The organism is Limnohabitans sp. 2KL-17 (genome assembly GCF_003063415.1).
In the GTDB taxonomy this organism is placed as follows: domain Bacteria; phylum Pseudomonadota; class Gammaproteobacteria; order Burkholderiales; family Burkholderiaceae_C; genus Limnohabitans_A.
Map to the genome: position 1 here is coordinate 68054 of NZ_NESK01000017.1, position 22482 is coordinate 90535.

General features: G+C 59.2%; 29 protein-coding genes and 1 pseudogene. 16 read left to right on the forward strand and 14 right to left on the reverse strand.

Features of this window, described 5'->3' with window-relative positions; genetic code table 11:
• Nucleotides 1–16 precede the first annotated feature (16 nt).
• The gene (locus tag B9Z45_RS17400) at nucleotides 17–166 is read right to left on the reverse strand and encodes a hypothetical protein (protein WP_233252161.1); all 150 of its coding nucleotides are present in this window, start codon (nucleotides 164–166) and stop codon (nucleotides 17–19) included.
• Here B9Z45_RS17400 and B9Z45_RS10100 point away from each other — a divergent pair.
• Together B9Z45_RS10100 and ettA are read left to right on the forward strand one after the other, a co-directional pair.
• Nucleotides 165–1049, forward strand: coding sequence for a 3'-5' exonuclease (locus tag B9Z45_RS10100; RefSeq protein WP_233252162.1), 885 nt, complete (start codon nucleotides 165–167; stop codon nucleotides 1047–1049). The genes B9Z45_RS17400 and B9Z45_RS10100 overlap by 2 nt on opposite strands.
• A gap of 137 nt (nucleotides 1050–1186) precedes the next feature.
• Nucleotides 1187–2848 carry an energy-dependent translational throttle protein EttA gene (gene ettA / locus B9Z45_RS10105; protein ID WP_108407101.1) on the forward strand — a complete coding sequence of 554 codons (1662 nt, stop codon included), beginning with the start codon at nucleotides 1187–1189 and terminating at the stop codon, nucleotides 2846–2848.
• An 87-nt stretch (nucleotides 2849–2935) separates the two neighbouring features.
• On the opposite strand, the gene B9Z45_RS10110 is transcribed toward ettA, so the two are convergent.
• On the reverse strand, nucleotides 2936–3217 hold the full coding sequence (locus B9Z45_RS10110; RefSeq protein ID WP_108407102.1) for a hypothetical protein: 282 nt from the start codon (nucleotides 3215–3217) through the stop codon (nucleotides 2936–2938).
• 88 nt (nucleotides 3218–3305) lie between these two features.
• Here B9Z45_RS10110 and B9Z45_RS10115 point away from each other — a divergent pair, with 88 nt between their 5' ends.
• On the forward strand, nucleotides 3306–4028 hold the full coding sequence (locus B9Z45_RS10115; RefSeq protein ID WP_108407123.1) for a pseudouridine synthase: 723 nt from the start codon (nucleotides 3306–3308) through the stop codon (nucleotides 4026–4028).
• A 77-nt stretch (nucleotides 4029–4105) separates the two neighbouring features.
• Here the strand turns inward: B9Z45_RS10115 and B9Z45_RS10120 are convergent, their stop codons facing one another.
• On the reverse strand, nucleotides 4106–4930 hold the full coding sequence (locus tag B9Z45_RS10120) for an alpha/beta fold hydrolase (RefSeq protein WP_108407103.1): 825 nt from the start codon (nucleotides 4928–4930) through the stop codon (nucleotides 4106–4108).
• A gap of 87 nt (nucleotides 4931–5017) precedes the next feature.
• Here B9Z45_RS10120 and B9Z45_RS10125 point away from each other — a divergent pair, with 87 nt between their 5' ends.
• The 9 genes from B9Z45_RS10125 (at nucleotide 5018) to ntrC (ending at nucleotide 14656) form a co-directional block, all read left to right on the forward strand.
• Nucleotides 5018–5974 carry a beta-propeller fold lactonase family protein gene (locus B9Z45_RS10125; RefSeq protein ID WP_233252165.1) on the forward strand — a complete coding sequence of 319 codons (957 nt, stop codon included), beginning with the start codon at nucleotides 5018–5020 and terminating at the stop codon, nucleotides 5972–5974.
• Nucleotides 5958–6791, forward strand: coding sequence for a polysaccharide deacetylase family protein (locus B9Z45_RS10130; protein ID WP_108407105.1), 834 nt, complete (start codon nucleotides 5958–5960; stop codon nucleotides 6789–6791). The genes B9Z45_RS10125 and B9Z45_RS10130 overlap by 17 nt, the downstream gene beginning before the upstream one ends.
• Nucleotides 6792–6795: 4 nt before the next feature.
• Entirely contained in the window at nucleotides 6796–7758 is a 963-nt protein-coding gene (locus tag B9Z45_RS10135; protein ID WP_108407106.1) for a sterol desaturase family protein, read from the forward strand.
• A gap of 59 nt (nucleotides 7759–7817) precedes the next feature.
• Entirely contained in the window at nucleotides 7818–8741 is a 924-nt protein-coding gene (locus tag B9Z45_RS10140; protein ID WP_108407107.1) for an EI24 domain-containing protein, read from the forward strand.
• 24 nt (nucleotides 8742–8765) lie between these two features.
• On the forward strand, nucleotides 8766–9581 hold the full coding sequence (locus tag B9Z45_RS10145; protein ID WP_108407108.1) for a molybdopterin-binding protein: 816 nt from the start codon (nucleotides 8766–8768) through the stop codon (nucleotides 9579–9581).
• 289 nt (nucleotides 9582–9870) lie between these two features.
• Nucleotides 9871–11286: a type I glutamate--ammonia ligase gene (gene glnA / locus B9Z45_RS10150; protein WP_108407109.1), complete on the forward strand. Its 1416-nt coding sequence runs from the start codon at nucleotides 9871–9873 to the stop codon at nucleotides 11284–11286.
• A gap of 123 nt (nucleotides 11287–11409) precedes the next feature.
• Nucleotides 11410–11994, forward strand: coding sequence for a hypothetical protein (locus tag B9Z45_RS10155; protein ID WP_108407110.1), 585 nt, complete (start codon nucleotides 11410–11412; stop codon nucleotides 11992–11994).
• On the forward strand, nucleotides 11991–13055 hold the full coding sequence (gene glnL, locus B9Z45_RS10160) for a nitrogen regulation protein NR(II) (protein WP_108407111.1): 1065 nt from the start codon (nucleotides 11991–11993) through the stop codon (nucleotides 13053–13055). Before B9Z45_RS10155 ends, glnL begins: the two co-directional genes overlap by 4 nt.
• Before the next feature lie 23 nt (nucleotides 13056–13078).
• A complete protein-coding gene (gene ntrC / locus B9Z45_RS10165; protein WP_108407124.1) occupies nucleotides 13079–14656 on the forward strand; it encodes a nitrogen regulation protein NR(I) in 1578 nt (525 codons plus the stop codon).
• 93 nt (nucleotides 14657–14749) lie between these two features.
• Here the strand turns inward: ntrC and B9Z45_RS10170 are convergent, their stop codons facing one another.
• From B9Z45_RS10170 to B9Z45_RS10185, 5 genes are all read right to left on the reverse strand, one after another.
• Complete coding sequence (locus B9Z45_RS10170; protein WP_108407112.1) at nucleotides 14750–15703, reverse strand: RluA family pseudouridine synthase; 954 nt, start codon at nucleotides 15701–15703, stop codon at nucleotides 14750–14752.
• A gap of 14 nt (nucleotides 15704–15717) precedes the next feature.
• Entirely contained in the window at nucleotides 15718–16017 is a 300-nt protein-coding gene (locus B9Z45_RS10175) for a 2Fe-2S iron-sulfur cluster-binding protein (RefSeq protein WP_108407113.1), read from the reverse strand.
• Nucleotides 16018–16058: 41 nt separating this feature from the next.
• Nucleotides 16059–16199: a hypothetical protein gene (locus B9Z45_RS17255; protein WP_199221883.1), complete on the reverse strand. Its 141-nt coding sequence runs from the start codon at nucleotides 16197–16199 to the stop codon at nucleotides 16059–16061.
• A gap of 124 nt (nucleotides 16200–16323) precedes the next feature.
• Nucleotides 16324–16962 (reverse strand): nitroreductase family protein, encoded by a 639-nt coding sequence (locus B9Z45_RS10180; protein WP_108407114.1) that lies wholly within the window; start codon nucleotides 16960–16962, stop codon nucleotides 16324–16326.
• Between the two features lie 72 nt (nucleotides 16963–17034).
• Complete coding sequence (locus tag B9Z45_RS10185; protein ID WP_108407125.1) at nucleotides 17035–17571, reverse strand: pseudouridine synthase; 537 nt, start codon at nucleotides 17569–17571, stop codon at nucleotides 17035–17037.
• Nucleotides 17572–17701: 130 nt separating this feature from the next.
• On the opposite strand from B9Z45_RS10185, the gene B9Z45_RS10190 reads away from it, so the two are divergent.
• A complete protein-coding gene (locus B9Z45_RS10190) occupies nucleotides 17702–18424 on the forward strand; it encodes an SOS response-associated peptidase family protein (protein WP_108407115.1) in 723 nt (240 codons plus the stop codon).
• A gap of 15 nt (nucleotides 18425–18439) precedes the next feature.
• Here B9Z45_RS10190 and B9Z45_RS17035 read toward each other — a convergent pair whose 3' ends face one another.
• The 3 genes and pseudogenes from B9Z45_RS17035 to B9Z45_RS10205 all read right to left on the reverse strand — a co-directional run bounded on the left by B9Z45_RS17035 (nucleotide 18440) and on the right by B9Z45_RS10205 (nucleotide 19330).
• Nucleotides 18440–18592: a hypothetical protein gene (locus B9Z45_RS17035; RefSeq protein WP_158270406.1), complete on the reverse strand. Its 153-nt coding sequence runs from the start codon at nucleotides 18590–18592 to the stop codon at nucleotides 18440–18442.
• Nucleotides 18593–18705: 113 nt separating this feature from the next.
• Nucleotides 18706–19043 (reverse strand): annotated as a pseudogene (locus B9Z45_RS10200) (DUF86 domain-containing protein).
• Nucleotides 19040–19330, reverse strand: coding sequence for a nucleotidyltransferase family protein (locus B9Z45_RS10205; protein ID WP_108407117.1), 291 nt, complete (start codon nucleotides 19328–19330; stop codon nucleotides 19040–19042). The pseudogene B9Z45_RS10200 and the gene B9Z45_RS10205 overlap by 4 nt, the downstream one beginning before the upstream one ends.
• Before the next feature lie 201 nt (nucleotides 19331–19531).
• Between B9Z45_RS10205 and B9Z45_RS10210 the strand changes: the two genes are divergently transcribed.
• The 3 genes from B9Z45_RS10210 (at nucleotide 19532) to B9Z45_RS10220 (ending at nucleotide 21156) form a co-directional block, all read left to right on the forward strand.
• Nucleotides 19532–19852 (forward strand): type II toxin-antitoxin system Phd/YefM family antitoxin, encoded by a 321-nt coding sequence (locus tag B9Z45_RS10210; RefSeq protein WP_108407118.1) that lies wholly within the window; start codon nucleotides 19532–19534, stop codon nucleotides 19850–19852.
• Nucleotides 19845–20198: a type II toxin-antitoxin system RelE/ParE family toxin gene (locus tag B9Z45_RS10215; RefSeq protein WP_370445828.1), complete on the forward strand. Its 354-nt coding sequence runs from the start codon at nucleotides 19845–19847 to the stop codon at nucleotides 20196–20198. Before B9Z45_RS10210 ends, B9Z45_RS10215 begins: the two co-directional genes overlap by 8 nt.
• 73 nt (nucleotides 20199–20271) lie before the next feature.
• On the forward strand, nucleotides 20272–21156 hold the full coding sequence (locus B9Z45_RS10220; protein ID WP_108407119.1) for a BRO family protein: 885 nt from the start codon (nucleotides 20272–20274) through the stop codon (nucleotides 21154–21156).
• 60 nt (nucleotides 21157–21216) lie between these two features.
• Here B9Z45_RS10220 and B9Z45_RS10225 read toward each other — a convergent pair whose 3' ends face one another.
• From B9Z45_RS10225 to B9Z45_RS10235, 3 genes are all read right to left on the reverse strand, one after another.
• Complete coding sequence (locus tag B9Z45_RS10225) at nucleotides 21217–21756, reverse strand: DUF924 family protein (RefSeq protein ID WP_108407120.1); 540 nt, start codon at nucleotides 21754–21756, stop codon at nucleotides 21217–21219.
• A 47-nt stretch (nucleotides 21757–21803) separates the two neighbouring features.
• A complete protein-coding gene (locus B9Z45_RS10230) occupies nucleotides 21804–22013 on the reverse strand; it encodes a KTSC domain-containing protein (protein ID WP_108407121.1) in 210 nt (69 codons plus the stop codon).
• 3 nt (nucleotides 22014–22016) lie between these two features.
• The coding region (locus B9Z45_RS10235) for an ATP-binding protein (RefSeq protein WP_199221884.1) at nucleotides 22017–22482 on the reverse strand (466 nt) is incomplete at its 5' end.

Consider the following 22482-nt stretch of genomic DNA (forward strand, 5'->3'; position numbering starts at 1 on the left):
GCGAGGGCCAGTCTGCTCAGCCAGCCAAAGCCAAGGCCAAGGCACTTGCGCCGGTAACGTCGGCGTCAATGTCGCCAGCAATGTCGCCGTCGACGTCGACGTCGCCGGAGTCCTCGCCTTCGCCAGCCCCACAGCCTGGCTCGCCAGCCGCAGAACACGAAGCCATGGCCCAAGCCCTGGCCCAGCACCCCGACTTTCGGGTGTTGCGCCGATTGGTGCCGCACAGTGATTACGGGCCGTTGACGGCGCAGGCCACGCAGCGCGTGATCGTGTTGGACACCGAAACCACCGGGTTGGACAGCAAGAACGAAAAGATCATCGAACTGGCCATGTTGTCGGTGTTGGTGGACAACGCCACCGGCTTGCCGGTCGGTCCGGTGACCATTTATGAGTCATTTGAAGACCCCGGCAAACCCATTCCGGCGCAGATCACCGAGATCACGGGTATTGACGACAGCATGGTGCAGGGTCAGCGCATCGATGACGCCGCCGTCATCGCGCTGGTCGAACAAGCTGACCTGATCGTGGCGCACAACGCCGGCTTTGACCGGCCCTTTGTGGAATCTCGCTTCCCGGTATTTGCGGGCAAGGCTTGGGCGTGCTCGTTCATGGGCATCGACTGGAAAAAAGAAGGCAGTGGCTCGGCCAAGCTCGAGTTTTTGGCCTCTGAGCGGGGCTGGTTTTACGACGCGCACCGGGCGCAAGTCGACTGCCATGCCTTGCTGCAGGTGTTGGCGTTGCCCTTGGCCGATGGTCAAACGGGTTTGTCGCGCCTGCTGGCCGGGGTCGGTCAGACACGCTACAAACTGAGGGCCACGGGTGCACCCTTTGAAGCCAAAGACAAGCTCAAGGCGCGCGGTTACCGCTGGGACGGCGAAGGGCGGGTCTGGTGGTGCAGCCTGCCCTCGGACGAGGGCCTGGACGCCGAGTGCGCTTGGCTCAGGGCCGAGGTGTATGGCCAGCGAAGCGCACGGGTTCAGCTGGAGGCCATGAACAGCCGGGTCCAGTTTTCCAGCCGTTCGGGCCAGTTGTCCGAACGCACACTCTGATTTTTCGCTTAAAACTTCGGCAAGCTGGGATAATGCCGGGTTGCACACACCCTGCCTGCCCTCATATGCAGGCTCAAGGTGCAGAGCGGCCACCCTTGGGGTGACTCGTCTCAGCGCATTTTTATTCAGGTTTACACATGGCTCAATACGTATTTTCGATGAACCGGGTTGGCAAGATCGTGCCGCCCAAACGGCACATTCTCAAAGACATTTCGCTGTCTTTCTTTCCGGGCGCCAAGATCGGTGTGCTGGGCACCAACGGCTCGGGCAAGTCCACTTTGCTCAAAATCATGGCTGGCATCGACAAAGAAATCGAAGGCGAAGCCATCCCCATGGCGGGCCTGAAGATCGGGTATTTGCCTCAAGAGCCCATCATGGACGCCGAGCAGACCGTGCGTGAAGCCGTCGAAAGCGGCATGGGCGAAGTCAAGGCCGCGCAGGCCCGGCTGGAAGAGGTTTACGCCGCCTACGCTGAAGAAGATGCCGACTTTGACGCCCTGGCGGCCGAGCAGGCCACGCTCGAAGCCATCATCTCCACCGCAGGCGATGCGTCCGAGCACCAACTTGAAATCGCTGCTGATGCGCTGCGCCTGCCCCCATGGGATGCTGTGATTGGCAAGTTGTCGGGCGGTGAGAAGCGCCGCGTGGCCTTGTGCCGTTTGCTGCTGTCGCGCCCTGACATGCTATTGCTCGACGAGCCGACCAACCACTTGGACGCTGAATCAGTAGACTGGCTGGAGCTTTTCTTGCAGCGTTTTTCGGGCACCGTGGTGGCCATCACCCACGACCGCTACTTTTTGGACAATGCCGCCGAATGGATTTTGGAACTCGACCGTGGCTCCGGCATTCCCTACAAGGGCAATTACTCCTCGTGGCTGGAGCAAAAAGACGCCCGTTTGGCCACTGAGCAGCGCACCGAAGATGCCCGCTCCAAGGCCATGAAGAAAGAGCTGGAGTGGGCGCGTTCCAACCCGAAGGGCCGCCAAGCCAAGAGCAAGGCCCGTCTGGCCCGCTTTGAAGAGCTGTCCGACTACGACTACCAAAAACGCAACGAGACCCAGGAAATTTTCATCCCTGTGGCCGAGCGCTTGGGCAATGAGGTGTTCGAGTTCAAGAACGTCAGCAAGTCCTTTGGCGACCGTTTGCTGATCGACAACCTGAGTTTCAAGGTGCCTGCGGGTGCCATCGTCGGCATCATCGGCCCCAACGGCGCCGGTAAATCGACGCTGTTCAAGCTGATCGCCGGCAAAGAGCAAGCGGACAGCGGTGAAGTCACCATCGGGCAGACCGTGCGCATGGCCTTTGTGGACCAGAACCGCGACGACTTGGACAACAACAAAACCGTTTGGGAAGACGTCTCGGGCGGTCTGGACATCATCAACGTCGGCAAGTTCCAGATGGCCAGTCGGGCTTATTGTGGGCGTTTTAACTTCAACGGCGGCGACCAGCAAAAGAAGGTCGGCATGTTGTCGGGCGGTGAGCGCGGCCGTCTGCACTTGGCCAAGACCCTGATCGAAGGCGGCAACGTCTTGCTGCTGGACGAGCCATCAAACGATTTGGACGTGGAAACCCTGCGCGCCTTGGAAGATGCGCTGCTGGAGTTTGCCGGCTCCATCATGGTCATCAGCCACGACCGCTGGTTCCTGGACCGCATTGCCACCCACATCCTGGCCGCTGAAGGCGATAGCCAGTGGGTGTTCTTTGACGGCAACTACCAGGAATACGAGGCCGACAAGAAGCGCCGTTTGGGTGAAGAGGGTGCCAAGCCCAAGCGCGTGCGCTTCAAAGCTTTGAAGTAAGCATCTGCTTTGCGCCATGCAGCGGGCCCCATGGGGCCCGTTGTCGTTGGGGCTGCTGACAGATGACAGATGACAGATGACAGATGCTCATTCGGCTTTGAGGCACTGTGCCCTGGCCTTGTCGGCCCACAACTGCAGGTTGGCAAACAGGTCTTTCTGACTGAAGGAGCAGCTTTCTTCGCTGAACAGGGCGCTGGCCTCAATGCGGTCCAGCAAGTTGCCCAGCACGGTGCCGAATTTTTCCGGCAAAGGCAGGCTGGCCGCGTCGCTGCGCCATTGGCGGATCATCTCGCTTTGAGGCAGCGCTCCGCGGGTACAGGCCGTCAATGAGTCGGTCATGCGGGTGAGGGTGTCAAGGGCTGTGCTCATGGCCAAGTGTCTCCTGCAAAGTCCGGAAGGGTTCCGCTTGATTTCGAAGCGACAATCATGCCCCATGAAAGCCAAATCTCTCAAACCCATGCGCCTGGAGGACATCTTGTTCAGCCAGGGTTTTGGCACCCGCCGCGTCTGCGCCGGACTGATCCAGCAAGCTTATGTGAAGGTCAACGGCGAGACCGTGACCGACTCCGGCGAATTTTTTGAACCCGAGGGCCTGCATTTCGATGTGCAAGGCACCGACTGGCCCTTTCAAGAGCATGCCTATGTGCTGCTCAACAAACCGGCTGGCACCGAGTGTTCGCAAAAGCCCTCGACCTGGCCCAGCATTTACTCTTTGTTGCCCGCGCCCTTGCGCCAGCGCCCGCAAAAAGCCGCCGTGCAGGGCGTGCAGGCGGTGGGGCGGCTCGATCAGGACACCACCGGTTTGCTGCTGCTGACCGACGATGGCCAGTTCATCCACAAGATGAGTTCACCCAAGCACCATGTGCCCAAGGTGTACGAGGTCACCACCAAGCACCCCATCACCGCCGAGATGGTGGACAAACTCCTGGCGGGTGTGGTGCTGGACGATGACCCCAAGCCCGTGAAGGCAGCCGCTTGCGAGGCGGTGGGCGAGTTGCACCTGAAGCTGACGCTGACCGAAGGCAAATACCACCAGGTCAAGCGCATGTTGGCGGCTGTGGGCAACCGGGTGGAAGGTCTGCATCGCTCGCAGATTGGCGGCTTGACGATTCCTGCCGATCTGGCGCCGGGCCAGTGGCGCTGGCTGACCGACGTCGACCTGGCTTTGCTCAAGCCCTGAAAGCAGGGCTTGGGGCTTGGGGCTTGGGGCTTGGGGCTTGGGGCTTGGGGCTTGGGGCTTGGCGCCAATGGGCTGGGCTAAAGCTTGGGAAGGCCCTGCACGAAGGCCTCAATGGCTTGCGTGACTGCCTCGGCCTGATCCCGGTGCGGGGAGTGGCCGCATTGGGGCAGTTTCAGCAACTGCGCTTGTGGCACGCGCGCTGCTATGTCGTCAAGCTGGGCCATGGTGCCGTAAAGGTCGCCTTCGCCCTGAATGGCCAAAAGAGGGGCTTGGATGGTGCGCAATTCATCGCGGATGTCAAACGCGCGAAAGGCTTGGCTGAGCCACACGTCGTTCCATTGCCAGAACGCGCAGTCCACATCGGCGTGGTAGGGGGTCAGGCGCTGGCGCAGGGGGCCGTTTTTATAAGCGTCTTTGGCGGCTGCGATCGCCTTCACCGAGATGTCTTCGACCACCACATGCGGCGCCATGACCACGCAGCCGGCCACGTCAAACCTGCTGGCGTGGATCAGCGCGATGGTGCCGCCGTCCGAGTGACCGATCAGCACGGGCTTCGCAATGCCCAGAGTCTGCAGCAGTGCAGGCAAGACTTCAAGGGCTTCACGGTGCATGTAATCGGGCAACAAGCGGCCATGTCGTTGGCCCGCCGTTTGCCCGCAAGGGCCTCGCACATCGGGCACCGGGTCAGATTGGCCGTAACCCTGCCTGGAATAGACCAGCCCCGCACAACCCAAGCGTTCGCACAACTGGGCGGGCCATTCGCGCCACATGGCGATGCTGCCCAAACCCTCATGCAGGAACACCAGCGTGTGCGCGGTCTTGGCGTGAGGCGGTCGTGGCCAGTGCAAGACTTCCAACGCGAGGTGCTCAAGCTTGATTTTTGTGGTGTGTGAGGGGGACATCCGATTTCCTGAAAGGAGGCGATTACACTTGAATGTGATTTTGAAAGCGTTTTTGTGATTTATCTGCGTTCTGTGATTCGATTTTTAATTTTCGCTGTTTGGGGGCTCCAGTCCTTCGGTGCCTTTGCACAATCTCCGGCCCCTGTTTTCGTGCTCAATTCCCTGGATGGCAATGTCAGCGTGATTGATCCTGTCACCTGGACAGAAAAAAAGCGAATCCCGACGGGCAAGGAACCCCACCATTTGTACCTCACGCCGGACGAAAAGTCGGTCATTGTGGCCAATGCCATGGGCGATTCACTGACTTTCATTGACCCTCGAACCGCCCAGGTCCAGCGCACGGTGACGGGCATTCTTGACCCGTATCACCTCCGGTTTTCACCCGACATGAAGTGGTTGGTGATCGCAGCCAACCGGCTGAACCATGTGGACATTTACCGCTGGGACGGACAAAACGCCACCCTCGCCAAGCGCATTCCGACCGGCAAAACCCCGAGCCACCTGTGGATCGACAGCCACAGCAAGACCGCCTGGGTTTCGATGCAGGACAGCAATGAGCTCGTGGCCATCGATCTGGGCACCCAGGCCCTGAAGTCACGTACCCCCGTCGGTTCGGTGCCTGCGGACGTGTTTGGAACGCCTGACGACAAGTTTTTGCTGGTGGGTCTGACCGGCAGTGACGGTGTCGAGGTGTATGACATCGGCGGTGCACAGCCCAAGCTGGTCAAAATGATTCCCACAGGCAAGGGTGCGCACGCTTTTCGGGCACTGGGCGACAAGCGACACGTGATGGTCAGCAACCGTGTGACCAACTCGATCAGCCAGATTGATTACGCCAACATGACGGTGGTGGCCGAATTTCCAGGCCCATCAGGCCCAGATTGCATGGACATCACCGCCGATGGCAAATATATTTTGGTGGCCTCACGCTGGGCCAGAAGACTCACGGTGATCGACATCGCCACGCGCAAAGTGGTGCGGCAGGTCCGGGTGGGTAAATCGCCCCATGGTGTTTGGACACTGGACCATGCGCCCCGCCAGTGACTGGCTTTGCACGCTGATCGGTGCCACGCTGTGGGCTGGCAGCTTGCCACTGGCGGCCGCTCCCTGCACAAAACCTGTTTATCTGACGTTTGACACCGGCCACATGGAAGTGGCCCCGCTGATCGCCGAGGTGCTGGCACGGCAGCAAGTCCAAGTCACATTTTTTGCAGCCAACGAAAAAACCCGACAAGGCGACGGCACGCTGGGCCAGTATTGGGCGCCGTGGTGGCAGGCGCGCGCTGCCGAAGGCCATGTCTTTGCCTCGCACACCTGGGACCACGCCTATTGGCGTGCCGATGTGCAAGAAGGCGGCGTGCAAAAATTCCAAATCCGACCCAGCGCGGGGGCGCAGGCGGGCCAAACCTTCACCTGGACAGCGCAAGACTATTGCGACAGCCTGCGTCAGGCGGCGCAGCGCTTGCAGGCCATGACCGGACAGGCACCGTTGCCGCTGTTTCGCGCCCCTGGCGGCAAAACTTCTCCCCGTCTGATCGAGGCAGCCCGTCAATGCGGCTTTGCCCATGTGGGCTGGGCCGATGCCGGTTTTTTAGGCGACGAATTACCCAGCGGCACCTACCCCAATGCGCAGTTGCTCAAACAGTCACTGCAGCGCATCCGTTCCGGTGACATTCTCATGGCGCACCTGGGCATCTGGTCACGGCAAGCCCCTTGGGCCCCGGCCGTGCTGGAGCCGCTCATCGTGGGCCTGAAGGCGCGTGGCCTGTGCTTTGCCACCTTGCGCGAACACCCGGCCTACCGCGACTGGATTCGACAGCAACCCCTGCAGCTGCCGGTTTTGCCCGATCCGCGAAAATGAAGCCATGGACGTGCTGATCGACTTTTTTGAAGGCTTGCAGGCGACACTTTACGAGGTCGTGGTTCAGCCCATCGCCTTTGCCGCAGGGCAGGGCAATTTGCTCGAAAAAGCCTACGAGGGCACGGGCTGGGTGGTGGTAGGTCTGTTGCAACTGGCGGTGATGATGGTGGTGATTGGCCCAATGCAGCGGCGCTGGCCAGTGGAGTCGATCACCGACCCGAGGACAGTGCGGGCCGATGTGGTCTACACCCTGATCCACCGCCTGGGCTTGTTCAAACTGCTGATGTTTTTCACGCTCGACTATCTATTTGAGCAAGGTCTGGGCAGCTTGCGCGCCATGGGCCTGGCCACACTTCACCTCGACGGTCTGTGGCCTGGAGTGACCGATCTGGCGCTGGTCAGTTTTGTGATCTACCTGGTCTTGTTCGACTTCGTGCACTACTGGATTCACCGGGCACAGCACCAGTCCAATACTTGGTGGGCTTTGCATTCGCTGCACCACGCGCAGCGGCAAATGACCATGTGGTCTGACAACCGAAACCATCTGCTCGATGACATGGTGACCAGCCTGATCTTGTCGGCTGTGGCGGTGCTGATTGGCGTCGGTCCGGGGCAATTTGTGGCCTTGGTGGCGATCAGCCAACTGAGTGAAAATTTTCAGCATGCCAACGTGCGGATCTGGTTTGGCCGCATCGGTGAACGCGTGTGGGTCAGTCCACGCTTTCACCGCAGACACCACAGCATCGGCATTGGCCACGAAAGTCAAAGCAAAGGCCGTGTGGTTTTGGGGGGGTGCAACTTCGGCGTGCTCCTGCCTTGGTGGGACGTGCTGTTTGGCACCGCCGATTTTCAGCAACGCTATGACCCGACCGGTGTGCGCGATCAGGTGGAGCAGGGGCGCGATTACGGGTTGGGCTTTTGGGCCCAGCAGCGGCTGGGCTTGCTGCGGCTCATTCGGCGGGCCTGAGGCCCCGGCATGGCTGCACACCATTAGCCAAGAGGCGTTGCACTGTTAAGCTTTCCCCCATGAAATTATTGATTGATTCGTTTTGGCGTGCGGTGATGTATTGCCTGTACCCCCGGGTGATTGGCTTGTCGATTTTGCCGCTGGTGCTGATCGTGGCCATGTCCTGGTTGCTGGGTTATTTGTATTGGGACATCGCCATCGCTTTGGTGCGGTCCTGGCTGGACGCATCGAGTTGGCTGGACCTGGTGTGGCGTTGGCTGGAAGGAGTTGGCTTGCCCGACCTCAAGACCGTTGTGGCCCCTTTGTTGGTGATCTTTTCGGTCACCCCGCTGGTCGTTGTGTCGTGTTTGCTGGCGGTGTCTTTTTTGATGACGCCCTCCTTGACCCGCTTGGTGGCCGACCGTCGGTTTGCGGGCCTGCAGCGCAAGCACGGCGGCAGTTTGGTGCTCAGTTTGTGGTGGACTTTTTCATCCTTGCTGCTGGCGCTGGGCGCTTTGTTGCTGACCTTGCCCATGTGGCTGGTGCCGCCCTTGGCCATGCTGCTGCCCGCCCTGATTTGGGGCTGGCTGACTTACCGTGTCATGGCCTTCGATGTGCTGGCCGAGTTTGCCAGCGCCGATGAGCGCCATACCCTGATGGCTCGCCACCGCATGAGCTTGCTGGGCATGGGTGTGGTCACGGGCCTCATGGGCGCCGCGCCCAGCCTGGTGTGGGCCTCAGGGGCCTTGTTCGCAGCTGCTTTTGTGATTCTGGTGCCTGTGGCCATCTGGATCTACACCCTGGTGTTTGCTTTTTCATCGCTGTGGTTTGCCCATTTCGCTCTGGCTGCTTTGCAGGACATGCGCGATGAACCACAGCCCGCCGTGACGGACCATGTTTTGCCCGTGCAGCCCCATTCACCCCACGCTGTAGCCCGCTTGGGCGAAGGCCCAAGTGACAAGGCCCAAAGCGTGACCGATGTCGAGTACCGGCCCATCCTCTGAACCATTTGCAGAAAGCTCTTCAGCATGACCCCCAAATTTGGCCTCATCATCATTGGCGACGAAATCATGTCGGGCAAGCGTTCAGACAAGCACATGCCCAAAGTCATCGAGTTGATGTCGGCACGTGGCCTTGACCTGGCATGGGCCGAATATGTGGGCGATTCGCCCGATCGCATCACCGCGACCTTGAAGCGTGCCTTTGATTCTGCCGAAGTGGTGTTCAGTTGCGGCGGCATCGGGGCCACCCCCGACGACCACACCCGCCAATGCGCTGCACGTGCCCTGGGTGTGCCCCTGGCCTTGCATCCCCAGGCCAAGCTGCTCATCCAGGAGAGGATGCAAGACACCGCCAAAGAGCAAGGCGTGGCCTACGAGCCAGACCGTCCTGACAACATCCACCGGCTCAACATGGGCGTGTTCCCCGAAGGCGCGGCCATCATTCGCAACCCCTACAACAAGATTCCCGGTTTCAGTTGTCGGGGGCAGGGCGGCGCAGCGGTGCATTTTGTGCCCGGCTTCCCGGTCATGGCCTGGCCCATGATCGAATCCGTGCTGGACGCCCATTACAGCGCCCACTTTCGCCAAAATGCGTATGTCGAAAAGTCGGTGATCGTCCTGGGGGCCATGGAAGCCACGCTGACGCCACTGATGGAGTCCATCGAAGCCACTCACCCAGGCGTGAAGGTTTTCAGTTTGCCCAGTGTGGACCACCCGCAGTGGGGCCGCCATATCGAGTTGGGCGTCAAGGGTGAGCCCGCCGATGCTGAGCTGGCCTACCTCGACTTGCGCCAAGGACTGAAGGCGTTTCAGCTGACGTACGGCCCCGAATTGGTGCGTTGATTGATTTATCACCAATATGGTGCAAAATTGCACAATGCAGGTGCGAAGATCCTTTGGGGATTTTGAAGGCTTGGGCCTTATACAGCGGTCAGAAATGCCGGCGGCATGAATTTCGTGACCGACCAAGTGGTCTGCCCAGTGATTTTTTACGCTTGAAACAGGTCAAGTCGTCCGGCTCAAGGCACAATCTTGGGCTGTTCAGCTTCGGTTGACTGGGCCAAAGTTGGCACAGAAACTGCAGAACCTGAGAGTACGCTTTTTAACCCCCCTTTCCATTCAGGAGAATTTGATGGCCAAGACCGTCGCAGACGTGATGAAGATGGTGAAAGAGAACGAAGTCAAGTTCGTTGACTTCCGTTTCACCGATACCCGTGGCAAATGGCAGCACATCACTGCGCCCGTGTCGCAGTTTGACGAGAGCAAGTTCGAAGACGGTCAAGCCTTCGATGGTTCTTCTATCGCCGGCTGGAAGGGCATTGAAGCATCCGACATGTTGCTGATCCCCGATGCCAACAGCGCCATCATCGACCCCTTCTTTGAAGAAGTCACCCTGGTCCTGATCTGCGACGTGATTGAGCCGACAGACGGCAAAGCGTACGAGCGTGACCCACGCTCCATTGCCAAGCGTGCCGAGACTTACCTCAAGCAATCCGGTCTGGGCGACACAGCTTACTTTGGTCCTGAGCCAGAATTCTTCTTGTTTGACGAAGTGCGCTGGAGCACAGAGCCAAATAACACTTTTTACGCCATCGACGAAGCCGAAGCCCCATGGAACAGCGGCACCAAGCTCGAAGGCGGTAACCGTGGTCACCGCAACCGCGTCAAAGGGGGCTACTTTCCGGTTCCTCCCGTTGACAGCACGCATGACATGCGCAGCGAAATGTCCCTGATTCTCGAATCAGTGGGCATCCCGGTCGAAGTACACCACCACGAAGTGGCTGGTGCAGGCCAGTGCGAAATCGGCACCCGGTTCTCTACTTTGGTCGAACGCGCTGACTGGACACTGCTGCAAAAGTACGTCATTCACAACGTGGCCAACGCCTACGGCAAGACCGCCACCTTCATGCCCAAGCCTTACGCTGGCGACAACGGTTCCGGCATGCACGTTCACCAGTCCATCTGGAAAGATGGCAAGAACCTGTTCGCAGGCAATGGCTATGCTGGCTTGTCTGAATTCGCCTTGTACTACATTGGCGGCATCATCAAGCACGCCCGTGCCCTGAACGCGATCACCAACCCCGGCACCAACAGCTACAAGCGTCTGGTTCCACACTACGAAGCACCGGTCAAATTGGCTTATTCAGCCAAGAACCGCTCGGCTTCTATCCGTATACCCAATGTGGCCAGCGACAAAGGTCGCCGTGTGGAAGCCCGTTTCCCTGATCCACTGATGAACCCTTACCTGGGCTTTGCGGCCTTGTTGATGGCGGGTCTTGACGGTATCGAAAACAAGATTCACCCCGGTGAAGCTGCGACCAAAGACCTGTACCACTTGCCGCCTGAAGAAGACAAGTTGGTGCCAACCGTTTGCTCCAGCCTGGACCAGGCCTTGGACGCACTCAATGCAGACCGTGCTTTCCTGACCAAGGGTGGCGTGTTCACCGACTCTTGGATCGACGCCTACATCGACCTGAAAATGTTGGAAGTCAACCGCAACCGCGTGGAAGTTTCGCCGGTTGAGTACGACATGTACTACTCGCTGTAAGCGGGCATGCATGGCATTGCACAGCTTGGTGCAATCCAGAAAAAGGACGGCTGTGGCTGTCCTTTTTTTCTGCTTCAATGTCATTTTGGTTTTGCACCATCCAGCCAGCACCGGAGTCGGAACATGAGGCGGCAATCACTCAATGGGGAAGCTTTTTTGACCGTTGCAAGGCGTACGGCAGGACTCGGCTTGCTTGGCTTGGGCCTGTGTTTGAGCGTCCTGGCCCAAGAGGTCGTTTACCGGTGCGGCCAGGAATACACCAATGCCCCACGGGACATCACCCAGTGCGAGCGTCTGCCGCAGCAAGCCGTGACGGTTATCCCTGGCCTTCGCCCACAGACTGCTCGCCAAGCAATGGGTTCAGATACACCTGCTCTTGCCCCTGCTTTGGCCCCTGTTATGGATGAGTCACGCGTCAAATCTGAGCCCGCACAAGCAGCAACAGTCCAGCAAAGTGAGCGGGATGTTCAGGCGCGCACCATTTTGGCTCAAGAGCTGGAGCGGATGCAGAAACAGCACCAAGCCTTGGTTCAGGCGTACATGCAAGGGGAGCCTGCCAAGTTGATTGCCGAAGCTTCTGCGCCCCAGAAATACCTGGAGCGTGTGGCCGCGATCAAGGCAGCCATCGAACGAACCGAACGCGACATCGACAGCGTGCAACGCGAGTTGGCACGTCGACCGATGGCCTTGAAAGCCGTGAAGCCATGAATACGCCAGTGACCCGATTCCATTCCTTTGATCTGCTGGCCACGCCCGTGGCGGTCATGCAGGGCCAAGGCCGTGTGCAGTTTGTCAATGCGGCCCTGGAGGACGCCTTGGGCATGTCCCGGCGCACGCTGTTTGACACGCACCTGCCCGATTACTTTATGGACCCCCAGCCACTGATCATGGCCTTGGCAGGGGCGCAGTCCAACGAATTTGCAGCCTTGCGCTTTGAAGCCCAGTTGCGCCGATTGCACCACGAAGACCCCTTGCCTGTGCATGTCATCGTGGCCCCGTCCGACCAGCCTGACGAAGTGATCGTGGAGCTCTTGCCTGTGGAGCAGCAAACCCGGCAAGAGCGTGAAGAGCGCTTGCTGGAACAGGCCCAGGCCAACAAGGAGTTGATTCGCAACCTGGCCCACGAGATCAAGAACCCCCTGGGCGGTATCCGTGGTTCGGCGCAATTGCTGGAAATGGAGCTCGACAGCAAGGAACTGACCGAATACACCCAGGTCATCATCCGCGAGGCGGACCGGCTGCAAACCCTGGTCGACCGCTTGCTGGCCCCCCACCGTCGCCCGCATGTGGTGGGTGACGTGAACATTCATGAGGTGTGTGAGCGGGTGCGGGCCCTGATTTTGGCCGAGTTCCCCAAAGGTCTGAAGGTTGTGCGCGACTACGACATCTCGATCCCCGAGTTTCGTGGCGACCGTGAGCAACTGATCCAGGCGGTGCTGAACATCGCGCACAACGCTGCCCAGGCCTTGCAAGAACGCATCGCGCAGGGCGATGGCCAAATTTTGCTCAAAAGCCGAATCTTGAGGCAAGTCACGTTTGGCAAGCAGCGTTATCGCCTGGCATTGGAATTGCATGTATCAGACAACGGGCCTGGTGTTCCAGACTCGATCAAGGACCGCATTTTCTTTCCGTTGATTTCGGGGCGCGAAGGCGGCTCCGGCCTGGGGCTTACATTGGCGCAAACCTTTGTCCAGCAGCACCACGGCATGATCGAGTGTGACAGCGAGCCCGGCCGTACGGACTTCAAGATATTGATTCCGTTGCCATGAGAACCACAGAAAGTGCCACGTTGATGAAGCCAATCTGGATCGTAGACGATGACCAATCCATTCGCTTTGTGCTTGAAAAAGCACTGTTGCGTGAAGGCCTGCCCACCCGCAGCTTCACCAACCCGCGCGAGGTCCTGAGGGCGCTGGAGGCAGAGGGTGAAGGGGAGGGTCCGCAGGTGCTGGTCAGCGACATCCGCATGCCGGGTGGATCGGGTCTGGATTTGCTCACAGCCATCAAGCAGCGCATGCCCGGTTTGCCGGTCATCATCATGACGGCTTTTTCTGATCTGGACAGCGCCGTATCGGCGTTTCAGAGCGGCGCATTCGAATATTTGCCCAAACCGTTTGACCTGCCCAAGGCCGTCGAGCTGATCCGTCGCGCGGTGGGCGAAAGCCAGCGTGAAGACGTGGCCGAAGAAAAAATGGCCGATGCACCCGAGATGCTCGGTCAAGCCCCAGCCATGCAAGACGTGTTTCGTGGCATCGGCCGCCTGGCCCAAAGCCATGTCACGGTGCTCATCACGGGGGAGTCGGGGTCGGGCAAAGAGTTGGTGGCACACGCGCTGCACAAACACTCGCCCCGTGCCAACCAGCCCTTTGTGGCCATCAACACCGCAGCCATTCCGAAAGACCTGCTGGAGAGTGAGCTGTTTGGCCACGAGCGCGGCGCTTTTACCGGCGCGCAAGCCTCGCGCAGGGGCCGCTTTGAGCAGGCCGACGGCGGCACGCTGTTTCTGGACGAAATCGGCGACATGCCCTTTGATTTGCAGACCCGTTTGCTGCGTGTTTTGTCCGACGGCAACTTCTACCGCGTGGGCGGGCACAGCGCTGTCAAGGCCAATGTGCGCGTCATCGCAGCCACCCACCAGGACCTGGAGCAACGCGTCAAGGAAGGCGTATTTCGCGAAGACCTTTACCACCGCCTGAACGTGATCCGTTTGCGTTTGCCCGCACTGCGCGAACGCCGCGAAGATGTGCCCATGCTGGCGCGTTATTTTCTGCAACGCAGTGCGCAGCAATTGGGCGTGGAGCCCAAGCGCATCTCCGAAGCTGCGCTGGAGCGCTTGAGCCATTTCCAGTTTCCTGGCAATGTGCGCCAGCTGGAAAACATCTGTCACTGGTTGACCGTGATGGCGCCCGCTCAAGTGATCGAGGTCAAGGATTTGCCGCCCGAAGTGCTGGACAGCCGCACCAGCGCTGCACCGGCTGGCGGGCCAACAACTTTCACCGCTCTCTCGTCGGGTGCTGGTACTCCAGTGAACCTGCCGGGTGGCACTGTACCGGTTACGCATGCCGATTCAGAGGATACGGCTTATCAGTCAGGGCTTGTGTCTTCGGCGGCCGAGCACGCACTGGCTACAGGTCTGCTGCCCATGGCAGCATCCTCAACGTGGCAGACAGGTCTGGAACAAGAGGCCCTGGTCTTGCTGAATGGGGGCCAAACCGATGTCTGGGATGTGTTGTCACGCCGCTTCGAGACCAGCCTGATTCAAGCCGCACTGGCCACCACCCGGGGGCGTCGCATCGAAGCGGCTCAAAAGTTGGGCATTGGCCGCAACACCATCACACGCAAAATTCAGGAACTGGGCATCGACGACTGAGCCTTGAAAAAGCGGGCGTAGAAAGACTGAGCGATGGGCGCGGGCGGTGGTTTGCCACCGCATCTGCGAGCAGCAGGCCCGCTCAGCCCCCGATCAGTTCTTGCGGGCCACCCAAAAGGTGGCGCCTTCGGGGCCGTAGTGTTCGGCGTGGGGTTCTTCGCGTGCCACGCTGAATTCGTCACCCGGGGTGAGGTAGCGCTTTTGCGTGCCGATGCTCAGCCACATCTGCCCCGCCGTCACCCGAACTTTCACAGCAAACGGGTGGGTGTGGGTGTCCAGCACCAAGTCGGGCGCCCAGATGCGCTCCAGCACTTCGTCAAAACCCTCGGCCAGGGCTTGCTGCTTGAATGTTTCAAAAGACATTTGAGGCATCTCCTTGAATGCACCATACGGCGCGTTGGCTGACCAATCTGTGGGTGCAGAAAACGCCATGGGTTCATCGGTGAAAGGGTGAGGGAACGCCAACGATTGTGCATGCAACAACAAACGTGGGCAAAGCGCCCGCACTGCAGCAGGGGCATACAGGGCATCGCCCAGCATGGGGTGGCCAATGCTTTGCAAATGCACACGCAACTGGTGGGTTCGGCCTGTGACGGGCTCCAGCTCGACCAGGGTGGCCGTGTTGCTGCTTTGTAGGGCTCGCCAGCGGGTGCGGCTGGGTTTGCCGTCAGGGTGAACGATGTGGATCGGCCTGCGCTCCCAGTCCAGCAGGATGGGGCCTTCGATGGTCCGCCAGCCTTCTTCGTCGCTTTCTACGTCTTGCTGGCTTTGCAGGACTTGCCCCGCCACCACCGCGATGTAGCGCTTGTGCACCTGGCGTGTTTCAAACAGGCGGCTCATGCGCCGCTGTGCTTCTATGCCCCGTGCCATGACCAGCAGGCCCGAGGTGTCCTGGTCAAGCCGGTGTACGACCAGCGCTTCAGGGTAAGTGGCCTGCACGCGGCTGGCCAGACAGTCTTGTTTGTCCGGGCCGCGTCCGGGCACCGACAGCAGGCCGCTGGGTTTTTCCAGCACCAGCAGGTGTTCGTCTTCGTGGATCGGGGTCATGTGGGCAACATCATTCAGCCCACCGAGGCGGCAGCTTGGTCAAGTACCACATCGGACAAAGGCCGTGCCACACAGGGCAGCACCAGACCCTCGGCTTTTTCTTCAGCCGACAGACCAGGCCACTCAATGGTGTAGGTCACCTGGCCGCTGAGCAGCCGGCAAATGCAGGTGCGGCAGGTGCCGTTGCGGCATGAGCTGGGCAACTGCACCCGAGACATCTCTGCCGCTTCGAGCAGGGACAGGTCGCCTTCGACGTCGTATTGCAAGCCGGCCGGCATCACCTTTACAGTGAAGATCTGGAAGTTTTCAGGCATGGTGGGGCGTGCAGGCGGGGCTGAACGCCCAGTCGATCGGTTTACTTGTCTTTGACTTTGCCGCGTGGCGCCACAAAGGTGGCTGGTGGCATGGGGCGGTCCGATGTGAACGTCTTGGGTGGGGACGTGTCTTTCTTTGGCTTCTTGGCCATTTTGTTGCTGCGTTGTTCGCCTTTGGCCATGGTCGTTTCCTTGCTGAGCATCCCGACTTGGGAAACACAGATGTTAAAGCACAAAGCCGCAGAATTTGCGGCTTTGTCCTCGATTGGGTGCCTTGAGGGCTTGCCGCCTAAGCGGCAGCCGGCATCACTTCACTTCGGTCACAAATTGTGCCGTTGGGCGGCGGACCTTTTTCAGGTTTGCCAACCAGTCGCCTTCAGCGGCGCGGTAACCCAGGGGAACCAGCACCACACTGCGCAAGCCGCGCGCCGACAAGCCCAAAATTTCGTCCACGGCCTTGGGGTCAAAGCCTTCCATGGGCGTGGCGTCCACTTCTTCAAAGGCGGCCGCAATCAGGGCTGCGCCCAAGCCAATGTAGGCTTGGCGGGCAGCGTGCTCGAAGTTCACTTGCGGATCGCGAGCGGGGTAGGACTTCAGCAACATCTGGCGGTAGTTTTCCCAACCTTCGTTGGAGCCACCGCGCTGTTCGTTGGTCATGTCAAACATCATGTTGATGCGCTCGGCCGTGTAGTTGTCCCAGGCCGCAAACACCAGCAGGTGCGAGCCATCGGTGATCTGGCCCTGGCCCCAGGCTTTGGGCTTGATCTGCTCGCGCACGGCGGGGTTGGTGACCACAATGATTTCAAATGGCTGCAGGCCGCTGGAGGTAGGGGCCAGGCGGGCAGCTTCGACGATGAGGTCCACTTTTTGTTGTGGCACGACCTTGGTCGGGTCCATTTTTTTGGTGGCGTAGCGCCATTGCAGCTTGCTCAGCAATTCAGACATGCGGGTTTCCTGTTGTGGTTTTGTAAGTGCTTGATTGTGTCTGAAACCCCATGCCCCCAGCTTTGCGCTGGCTCATGCCGTGATTACTTTCCAGCTGCCGGTGGACAGGTCATCCAGGTTGTAAGGCCCCACGGCGGTGCGGATCAAGCGCAGGGTGGGCAAGCCCACGGCAGCCGTCATGCGCCGCACCTGGCGGTTGCGTCCCTCGCGAATCACCAGTTCCAGCCATGATGTGGGAATGCTTTGCCGTTCACGGATCGGCGGGTCTCGCGGCCACAAGCTGGCAGGCGGTGCCATGGCACGGGCGCGGGCCGGCAGTGTGGGGCCATCGTTCAGCGTCACCCCTCGGCTCAGTTCGGCCAGCGCTTTGTCATCGACCACACCTTCGACCTGCACCAGGTAGGTTTTTTCCATCTTGAAGCGCGGGTCTGCAATGCGGGCTTGCATCTGGCCGTCGTCGGTCAGCAGCAGCAAGCCTTCGCTGTCAGCGTCCAGCCGCCCTGCCACATACACGCCGGGCAGGTCGATGAAGTCCTTGAGTCCGCGCCAACGCCCCTCGGGTGTGAATTGGCTGAGCACGCCATAGGGTTTGTTGAAACGGATCAGCATGGTGGTGTCTGGGTGGGTGCGTAGCGGGCCGCAGCGTGCTTGAAAAATCAAGGTCAAAGGCCAGGGCGTGAGCGTATCAGGTCGTGGGGCCAAGCCAGGCGTGCCTTGGCTGTCGGTTAGCATCGCCCGCATGAGTAACCAATATGAATGCCTGAAAAGTGCTGACCTGTATGCCGAAGCTTTTGGCATCGCCCCCCCGGAGGTCTTGCTGGGCAAAGAGGTCTGGCCCCGCCAACCAGGCTTTTTCATTCGCAAAGCCGAGCCAACCAACACCGCCCCCGCCGAGCCTGCAGACCCGGCCTTGGCCGACACCGAATTGACTGCCCCATTGCCAGCGCCCGTGCCGCTGGTCATGGAGCTGGCCCAAGGCCAATTCGGTTTGGTGCCCACCTGGGTCAAGTCGGCTTCAGACGCCAAACTCCGTTCGACCAAGCTGGCTGTCACGCGTTACGAAACCATGAGCACCGCCACGCCCACGCGAAACGCCTGGCTCAAAGGCCAGCGCTGCATCATTCCCATGCAGGCATTTATTGAAGAAGACTGGCGCAGCGGCAAAGCCGTGCCTACGCGCATCGCCCGGGTGGATGGCAAACCCATGGGCGTGGCAGGCCTGTGGGAGCGTTGGACCCAAGGCAGCGAAGAAATCATCAGTTACACCCTGCTCTCGGTGAATGCCAACAGCCACGCCCTGATGAACCGCTATGGACAAAACGGCAACGAAAAGCGCATGCCCGCCATCCTGAACGAAGGCGCTTATGGTGCCTGGCTCAGCGCTCCACTGGAAAAAGCCCGCGAGTTCATGCGCGCTTATCCGACCAACTTGTTGTTGGCCAATCCGGTGCAGAAAAAGTAAGTCGGGTGGGTGGGTTCAGGCGCTTAGAACGACCGCTAAATTGGCCTGCGCCAGCGTTCTAAAACCTTCTGAAATGCGGCCATCGGCGGCTGCCTTTTGCCAGAACTGCGCCGCCAGCGCTTTGGCCTGGGGCCACACCTTGAGGGTGGTGATGTGATGGGCAGCCATAGGTGGGTTGCTTATCTGTGGCGATGTACCCAAATTGGGTTGGTTCACACCCATTTTGGGTATTTGGTAAGGGCGAGCTATGGATATCAAGGCCGCTGCGGTTGGGTACGCGCTTATTTGGCCTGTATCAGTTCCAGCTGGTCTTTGAGTTTGGGCAGTGCAGTTTGAAGAGTATCCCAAACCACGGCAAGGTCTATGTCGAAATAACCATGTGCAATGCGGTTGCGCATGCCGCGCATGCTTCGCCATGGAATCTCAGCATGCTCTTCGGCAAATTCTGGGTGCTGGTCCATGATCTTTTTCGCCGCTTCACACAACACAATCAAGCTCATCACCACCGCCTGCTGGGTGCGCTTGTCTTGCTCGAAATCGGGCTGCGCCAAGCCACCAGTGCGTCAGCAATCGCTTGGCGCATATGGCCCAAGTAATCGGGCAAACGGTTGATCGTCATAGCGGGCGGGCTTGTTGCACCAACGCATCCCGAAACTTGGCGGGTAGGTCTTTGGGCGTTAGCACATCGATGGACACGCCCAACAAGGTTTGCAACTCGTCTTGCAAGCCACCCAAGTCAAACAGCGTGGTCCCGGGCAGCGGGTCAACCAACAAATCCAAGTCGCTCCCCTCAATGTCATCGCCGTGTAAAGCCGACCCAAACACGCGCGGGTTCGCCACGCGATAACGGGCTGCGGCTTCGCAGACGGCGTCTCGGTGTTGATGCAAAGCTTGGGATGGGCGCATGAGATGTAGTTTAAAGCGATTGACCAGCGCTGCCTATCAAAGAGAGGCAGCCAACAAGAGGGCAACGAAAACCCCGACCTCGCTTCACTCAAAAAAGCCAGCTCCTCGTGCGTGGACTCACTGTGCATATAGCCCGTAAGTAAGCAAAAAGCCAAGTTGACTTAGAATGTACAGAATTCTGCAATGTCATAGGAGTCGGTCATGGGTTTTTCTGCCAGCGATGTCGTGCCATTCACGCACGCACGCGCCCATCTGTCCGAGCTGGCCGACCAGGCCAAGGCCGGGGCAGAGAAGATCATCACCAAAAACGGCGAGAGCTATGTTGCGCTGATCGACTCTGACCGGCTGGACTATTACCACCGGCTGGAGCGCGAACGCATTCACCTGCTGTTGATCGACGACGCCAAGCGCGGCCTGGCCGACATCACCGCAGGCCGCACGTTTGAAGCAGACGCTGCCCTTGCCCAGCTGCAACAGCGGCGCAAGACCGCCATCAAACTCCCTATCAAGCAACGTGGCTGACCAGCTGTACCGGGTCGAGCTGACCCCCAGCTTCTTGGAGCGCCTTGAATCCATTGAGGCGTTTTTGGTGGAAGCCGATGCGGGCTTTGCGTTCGATGACTTGCTGGCCGAGATTCGCGCCACCGTCATCCCCAACCTGCGGCGCTTTCCGCGCATCGGGCGGCGCTACTTGGCCAACCCACCCCAGTCCTCCGAGGCGCTGGCGCTGCTGGCGGCCATGCCTGCGGGTGCGCCAGATGCGCTGCGTGAATACCTGCACGGCGATTACCTGATGCTCTACGCAGCCATGGAAGCCCAAGAGACGGTGGTCCTGCTGACCATTTGGCACCACCGGCAACTCTCTTGACTTTGCGCGGCTGTGGCCTTGAGCACCACCCGTAACACCCCCGATTCACTCCAAACAACGACAAGGTTTCAGCATGACGAGCATCCCCGACAAGTTCGACGCCGACAGCAAAATCAAGCTGTTTGAATCGCAGCACATTCGCAGCGAATGGGATGCCGAGGCTGAGAAATGGTGGTTTTCGGTGCTGGATGTGGTGGCTGTGCTGACAGACCAGCCCGACTACAAGAAGGTGCGGAACTACTGGAAGTGGCTCAAAAACAAGCTGATCGCCGAGGGCAGTCAGTTGGTTAGTGCCACTAACCAACTGAAACTGCCCGCCGCCGACGGCAAAAAATACCTGACCGATGTGGTCCACACCGAGCAAATCTTGCGGCTCATCCAGTCCATCCCCAGCAAGCGGGCCGAGCCTTTCAAGCTCTGGCTGGCCGAAGTAGGCAGCCAGCGCCTGGACCAGCTGCAAGACCCGGAGCTGAGCATCGAGCAGGCCATGCGCGACTACAAGCGTCTGGGCTACACAGACAACTGGATCAACCAGCGCCTCAAGAGCATCGAAATCCGCAAAGAGCTGACCGACGAGTGGAAAAAGCACGGCTTGCAGGAAGGGCCACAGTTCGCCTTTTTGACCGACGTGATTTACAAAACCTGGGCCGACAAAACCGCCAAGGAATACAAGCAGCACAAGGGCCTGAAGAAAGAAAACCTGCGCGACAACATGACCAACAAAGAGTTGATCATGAGCATGCTGGCCGAGCTGTCTACCAAAGAAATTTCAGAAGCCGTGCAGCCGCAAACGCTGGACGACCACGAAGACGTGGCCAAGCGCGGTGGCGGCGTGGCCCGGCAGGCGCGGCTGAAGCTTGAGGCGGAGACGGGCAAAAAGCTGGTCAGCCCGCAAAACGCCAAGCAGTTGCGTGCCTTGGCGCAGGCCTCAAGCAAAAAAGCAGGAGGCAAGCCATGAACACGCACAAGTTCACCGTGCGCTAAGGGCTTTCAGCGCTGTCCGCCCAAGAGGGGTGGCTTAAAACCCCGACCCCGGCTCGCTCAAAAAAGCCAGTTCCTCGGGCGAAGACTCGCGGCCAAGCAGGGCGTTGCGGTGGGGGTAGCGGCCGAAGCGGTCGATGATGGCCTTGTGCTTTAGCTCGAAGCGCAGGGTGTCTTCCATGCCTGGCTGAGCAAACAGGATGACGGCTTGCGCGTGCACCAGGGCGGACTCGCTGTGCATGTAGGGCATGTAGGCAAAGACGCGCTGCGCCAAGGGCAGGCTGCGGTCTTGCCCACTGGCCACCAGCTCTTGCGCCAGCGCCAAGGCCAGCGCGTCCTGCGCAAAGGATTGGGGCGTGTCGCGGTAAACGTTGCGCGAGAACTGGTCCAGCACCAAGACCTCGGCCAAGCGCCCCTCGGGCGTGGCGCGCCAGGCAAATAACTCACACCTCGCTGCTGCCTCCAGCGTGGCACCGAAGCGGGTGCGAATGGCTTCGTCCAAGGCGGCATCTTTGGCGAAGTGGTGCTTGGGGGTTAGGTCGGTGAACCAGAAATGGAGGATGGGGTGGGGTTGCATGGTAGGCCGGACTCAGGTGTGTTTGAAAATAAACGGAATTTCTTCAGTCAAACTCTTGAGAATCTATAGACACCCTTGACACTCGAAGCGAAGTAACCTCCGGGTGATCCAGCATTTTTTAACTCGATGAACACTTGCTCAGGTACATCAAAATACTGATAACGTGTCCCGTTATTGAACTCGACCTGTAAAGTTTGACTGTCTTCATCGTAGCCAACTGCCGCAATATTTGAGGACGATATGGTGATCATTTCCATTATTTACTCCTTGAGTATCACTTTTGCTATCCGCGGATTTTGGGCGCGCCATGCTTCAACTAATTCTTTATAGTTGGGGTTGGATTCCATATTGATTCCCCACCCACCTGGATTTTGAGATGCGTCTTCTGAAACTTCATCGAAAACTATTGGATCTTGGCTATCTGGTCTCCGATCTATGGGGGGCGGTTCTATCGTAGTTCTCATTGGCAATTTCACTGCTTCACCCAAAATAATCGCTTCACCAGTTCGCAGAATGGGTAGCATCCCTGTCAAGCCATCTAGGTTGTCAGATAAGGCTGCAGTTATGTGACCTCGGTCGGTGCTGTTTGTGAGCCTTAGCAGGCTGCTGAAATACCCCATTCGCGAGCGCAATTTCGCCCCGCATGGTTTTGATTTTTTTGATTTTCCTTTCGCATTCTGATATTCCCTTCGTTTTTTGTTCGCCTTGGCCCACTTGTAAGCCCAT

Bases quoted from the DNA above. Each gene is read 5' to 3' on its own strand.
- B9Z45_RS10115 (WP_108407123.1), top strand. From the start codon at position 3,306: ATGCGCCTGGAGGACATCTTGTTCAGCCAGGGTTTTGGCACCCGCCGC.
- B9Z45_RS10110 (WP_108407102.1), bottom strand. From the start codon at position 3,217: ATGAGCACAGCCCTTGACACCCTCACCCGCATGACCGACTCATTGACG.
- B9Z45_RS10185 (WP_108407125.1), bottom strand. From the start codon at position 17,571: ATGCTGATCCGTTTCAACAAACCCTATGGCGTGCTCAGCCAATTCACA.
- B9Z45_RS10120 (WP_108407103.1), bottom strand. From the start codon at position 4,930: ATGTCCCCCTCACACACCACAAAAATCAAGCTTGAGCACCTCGCGTTG.
- B9Z45_RS17255 (WP_199221883.1), bottom strand. From the start codon at position 16,199: ATGGCCAAAGGCGAACAACGCAGCAACAAAATGGCCAAGAAGCCAAAG.
- B9Z45_RS17400 (WP_233252161.1), bottom strand. From the start codon at position 166: ATGGCTTCGTGTTCTGCGGCTGGCGAGCCAGGCTGTGGGGCTGGCGAA.
- B9Z45_RS10100 (WP_233252162.1), top strand. From the start codon at position 165: ATGGCCCAAGCCCTGGCCCAGCACCCCGACTTTCGGGTGTTGCGCCGA.
- ntrC (WP_108407124.1), top strand. From the start codon at position 13,079: ATGAAGCCAATCTGGATCGTAGACGATGACCAATCCATTCGCTTTGTG.
- B9Z45_RS10210 (WP_108407118.1), top strand. From the start codon at position 19,532: ATGGGTTTTTCTGCCAGCGATGTCGTGCCATTCACGCACGCACGCGCC.
- B9Z45_RS10170 (WP_108407112.1), bottom strand. From the start codon at position 15,703: ATGACCCCGATCCACGAAGACGAACACCTGCTGGTGCTGGAAAAACCC.
- B9Z45_RS10175 (WP_108407113.1), bottom strand. From the start codon at position 16,017: ATGCCTGAAAACTTCCAGATCTTCACTGTAAAGGTGATGCCGGCCGGC.
- glnL (WP_108407111.1), top strand. From the start codon at position 11,991: ATGAATACGCCAGTGACCCGATTCCATTCCTTTGATCTGCTGGCCACG.
- B9Z45_RS10140 (WP_108407107.1), top strand. From the start codon at position 7,818: ATGAAATTATTGATTGATTCGTTTTGGCGTGCGGTGATGTATTGCCTG.
- B9Z45_RS10220 (WP_108407119.1), top strand. From the start codon at position 20,272: ATGACGAGCATCCCCGACAAGTTCGACGCCGACAGCAAAATCAAGCTG.
- B9Z45_RS10230 (WP_108407121.1), bottom strand. From the start codon at position 22,013: ATGGAAATGATCACCATATCGTCCTCAAATATTGCGGCAGTTGGCTAC.
- B9Z45_RS10225 (WP_108407120.1), bottom strand. From the start codon at position 21,756: ATGCAACCCCACCCCATCCTCCATTTCTGGTTCACCGACCTAACCCCC.
- B9Z45_RS10205 (WP_108407117.1), bottom strand. From the start codon at position 19,330: ATGCGCCCATCCCAAGCTTTGCATCAACACCGAGACGCCGTCTGCGAA.
- B9Z45_RS10130 (WP_108407105.1), top strand. From the start codon at position 5,958: ATGCGCCCCGCCAGTGACTGGCTTTGCACGCTGATCGGTGCCACGCTG.
- B9Z45_RS10190 (WP_108407115.1), top strand. From the start codon at position 17,702: ATGAGTAACCAATATGAATGCCTGAAAAGTGCTGACCTGTATGCCGAA.
- B9Z45_RS17035 (WP_158270406.1), bottom strand. From the start codon at position 18,592: ATGGCTGCCCATCACATCACCACCCTCAAGGTGTGGCCCCAGGCCAAA.
- glnA (WP_108407109.1), top strand. From the start codon at position 9,871: ATGGCCAAGACCGTCGCAGACGTGATGAAGATGGTGAAAGAGAACGAA.
- B9Z45_RS10145 (WP_108407108.1), top strand. From the start codon at position 8,766: ATGACCCCCAAATTTGGCCTCATCATCATTGGCGACGAAATCATGTCG.
- B9Z45_RS10135 (WP_108407106.1), top strand. From the start codon at position 6,796: ATGGACGTGCTGATCGACTTTTTTGAAGGCTTGCAGGCGACACTTTAC.
- B9Z45_RS10180 (WP_108407114.1), bottom strand. From the start codon at position 16,962: ATGTCTGAATTGCTGAGCAAGCTGCAATGGCGCTACGCCACCAAAAAA.
- B9Z45_RS10155 (WP_108407110.1), top strand. From the start codon at position 11,410: ATGAGGCGGCAATCACTCAATGGGGAAGCTTTTTTGACCGTTGCAAGG.
- ettA (WP_108407101.1), top strand. From the start codon at position 1,187: ATGGCTCAATACGTATTTTCGATGAACCGGGTTGGCAAGATCGTGCCG.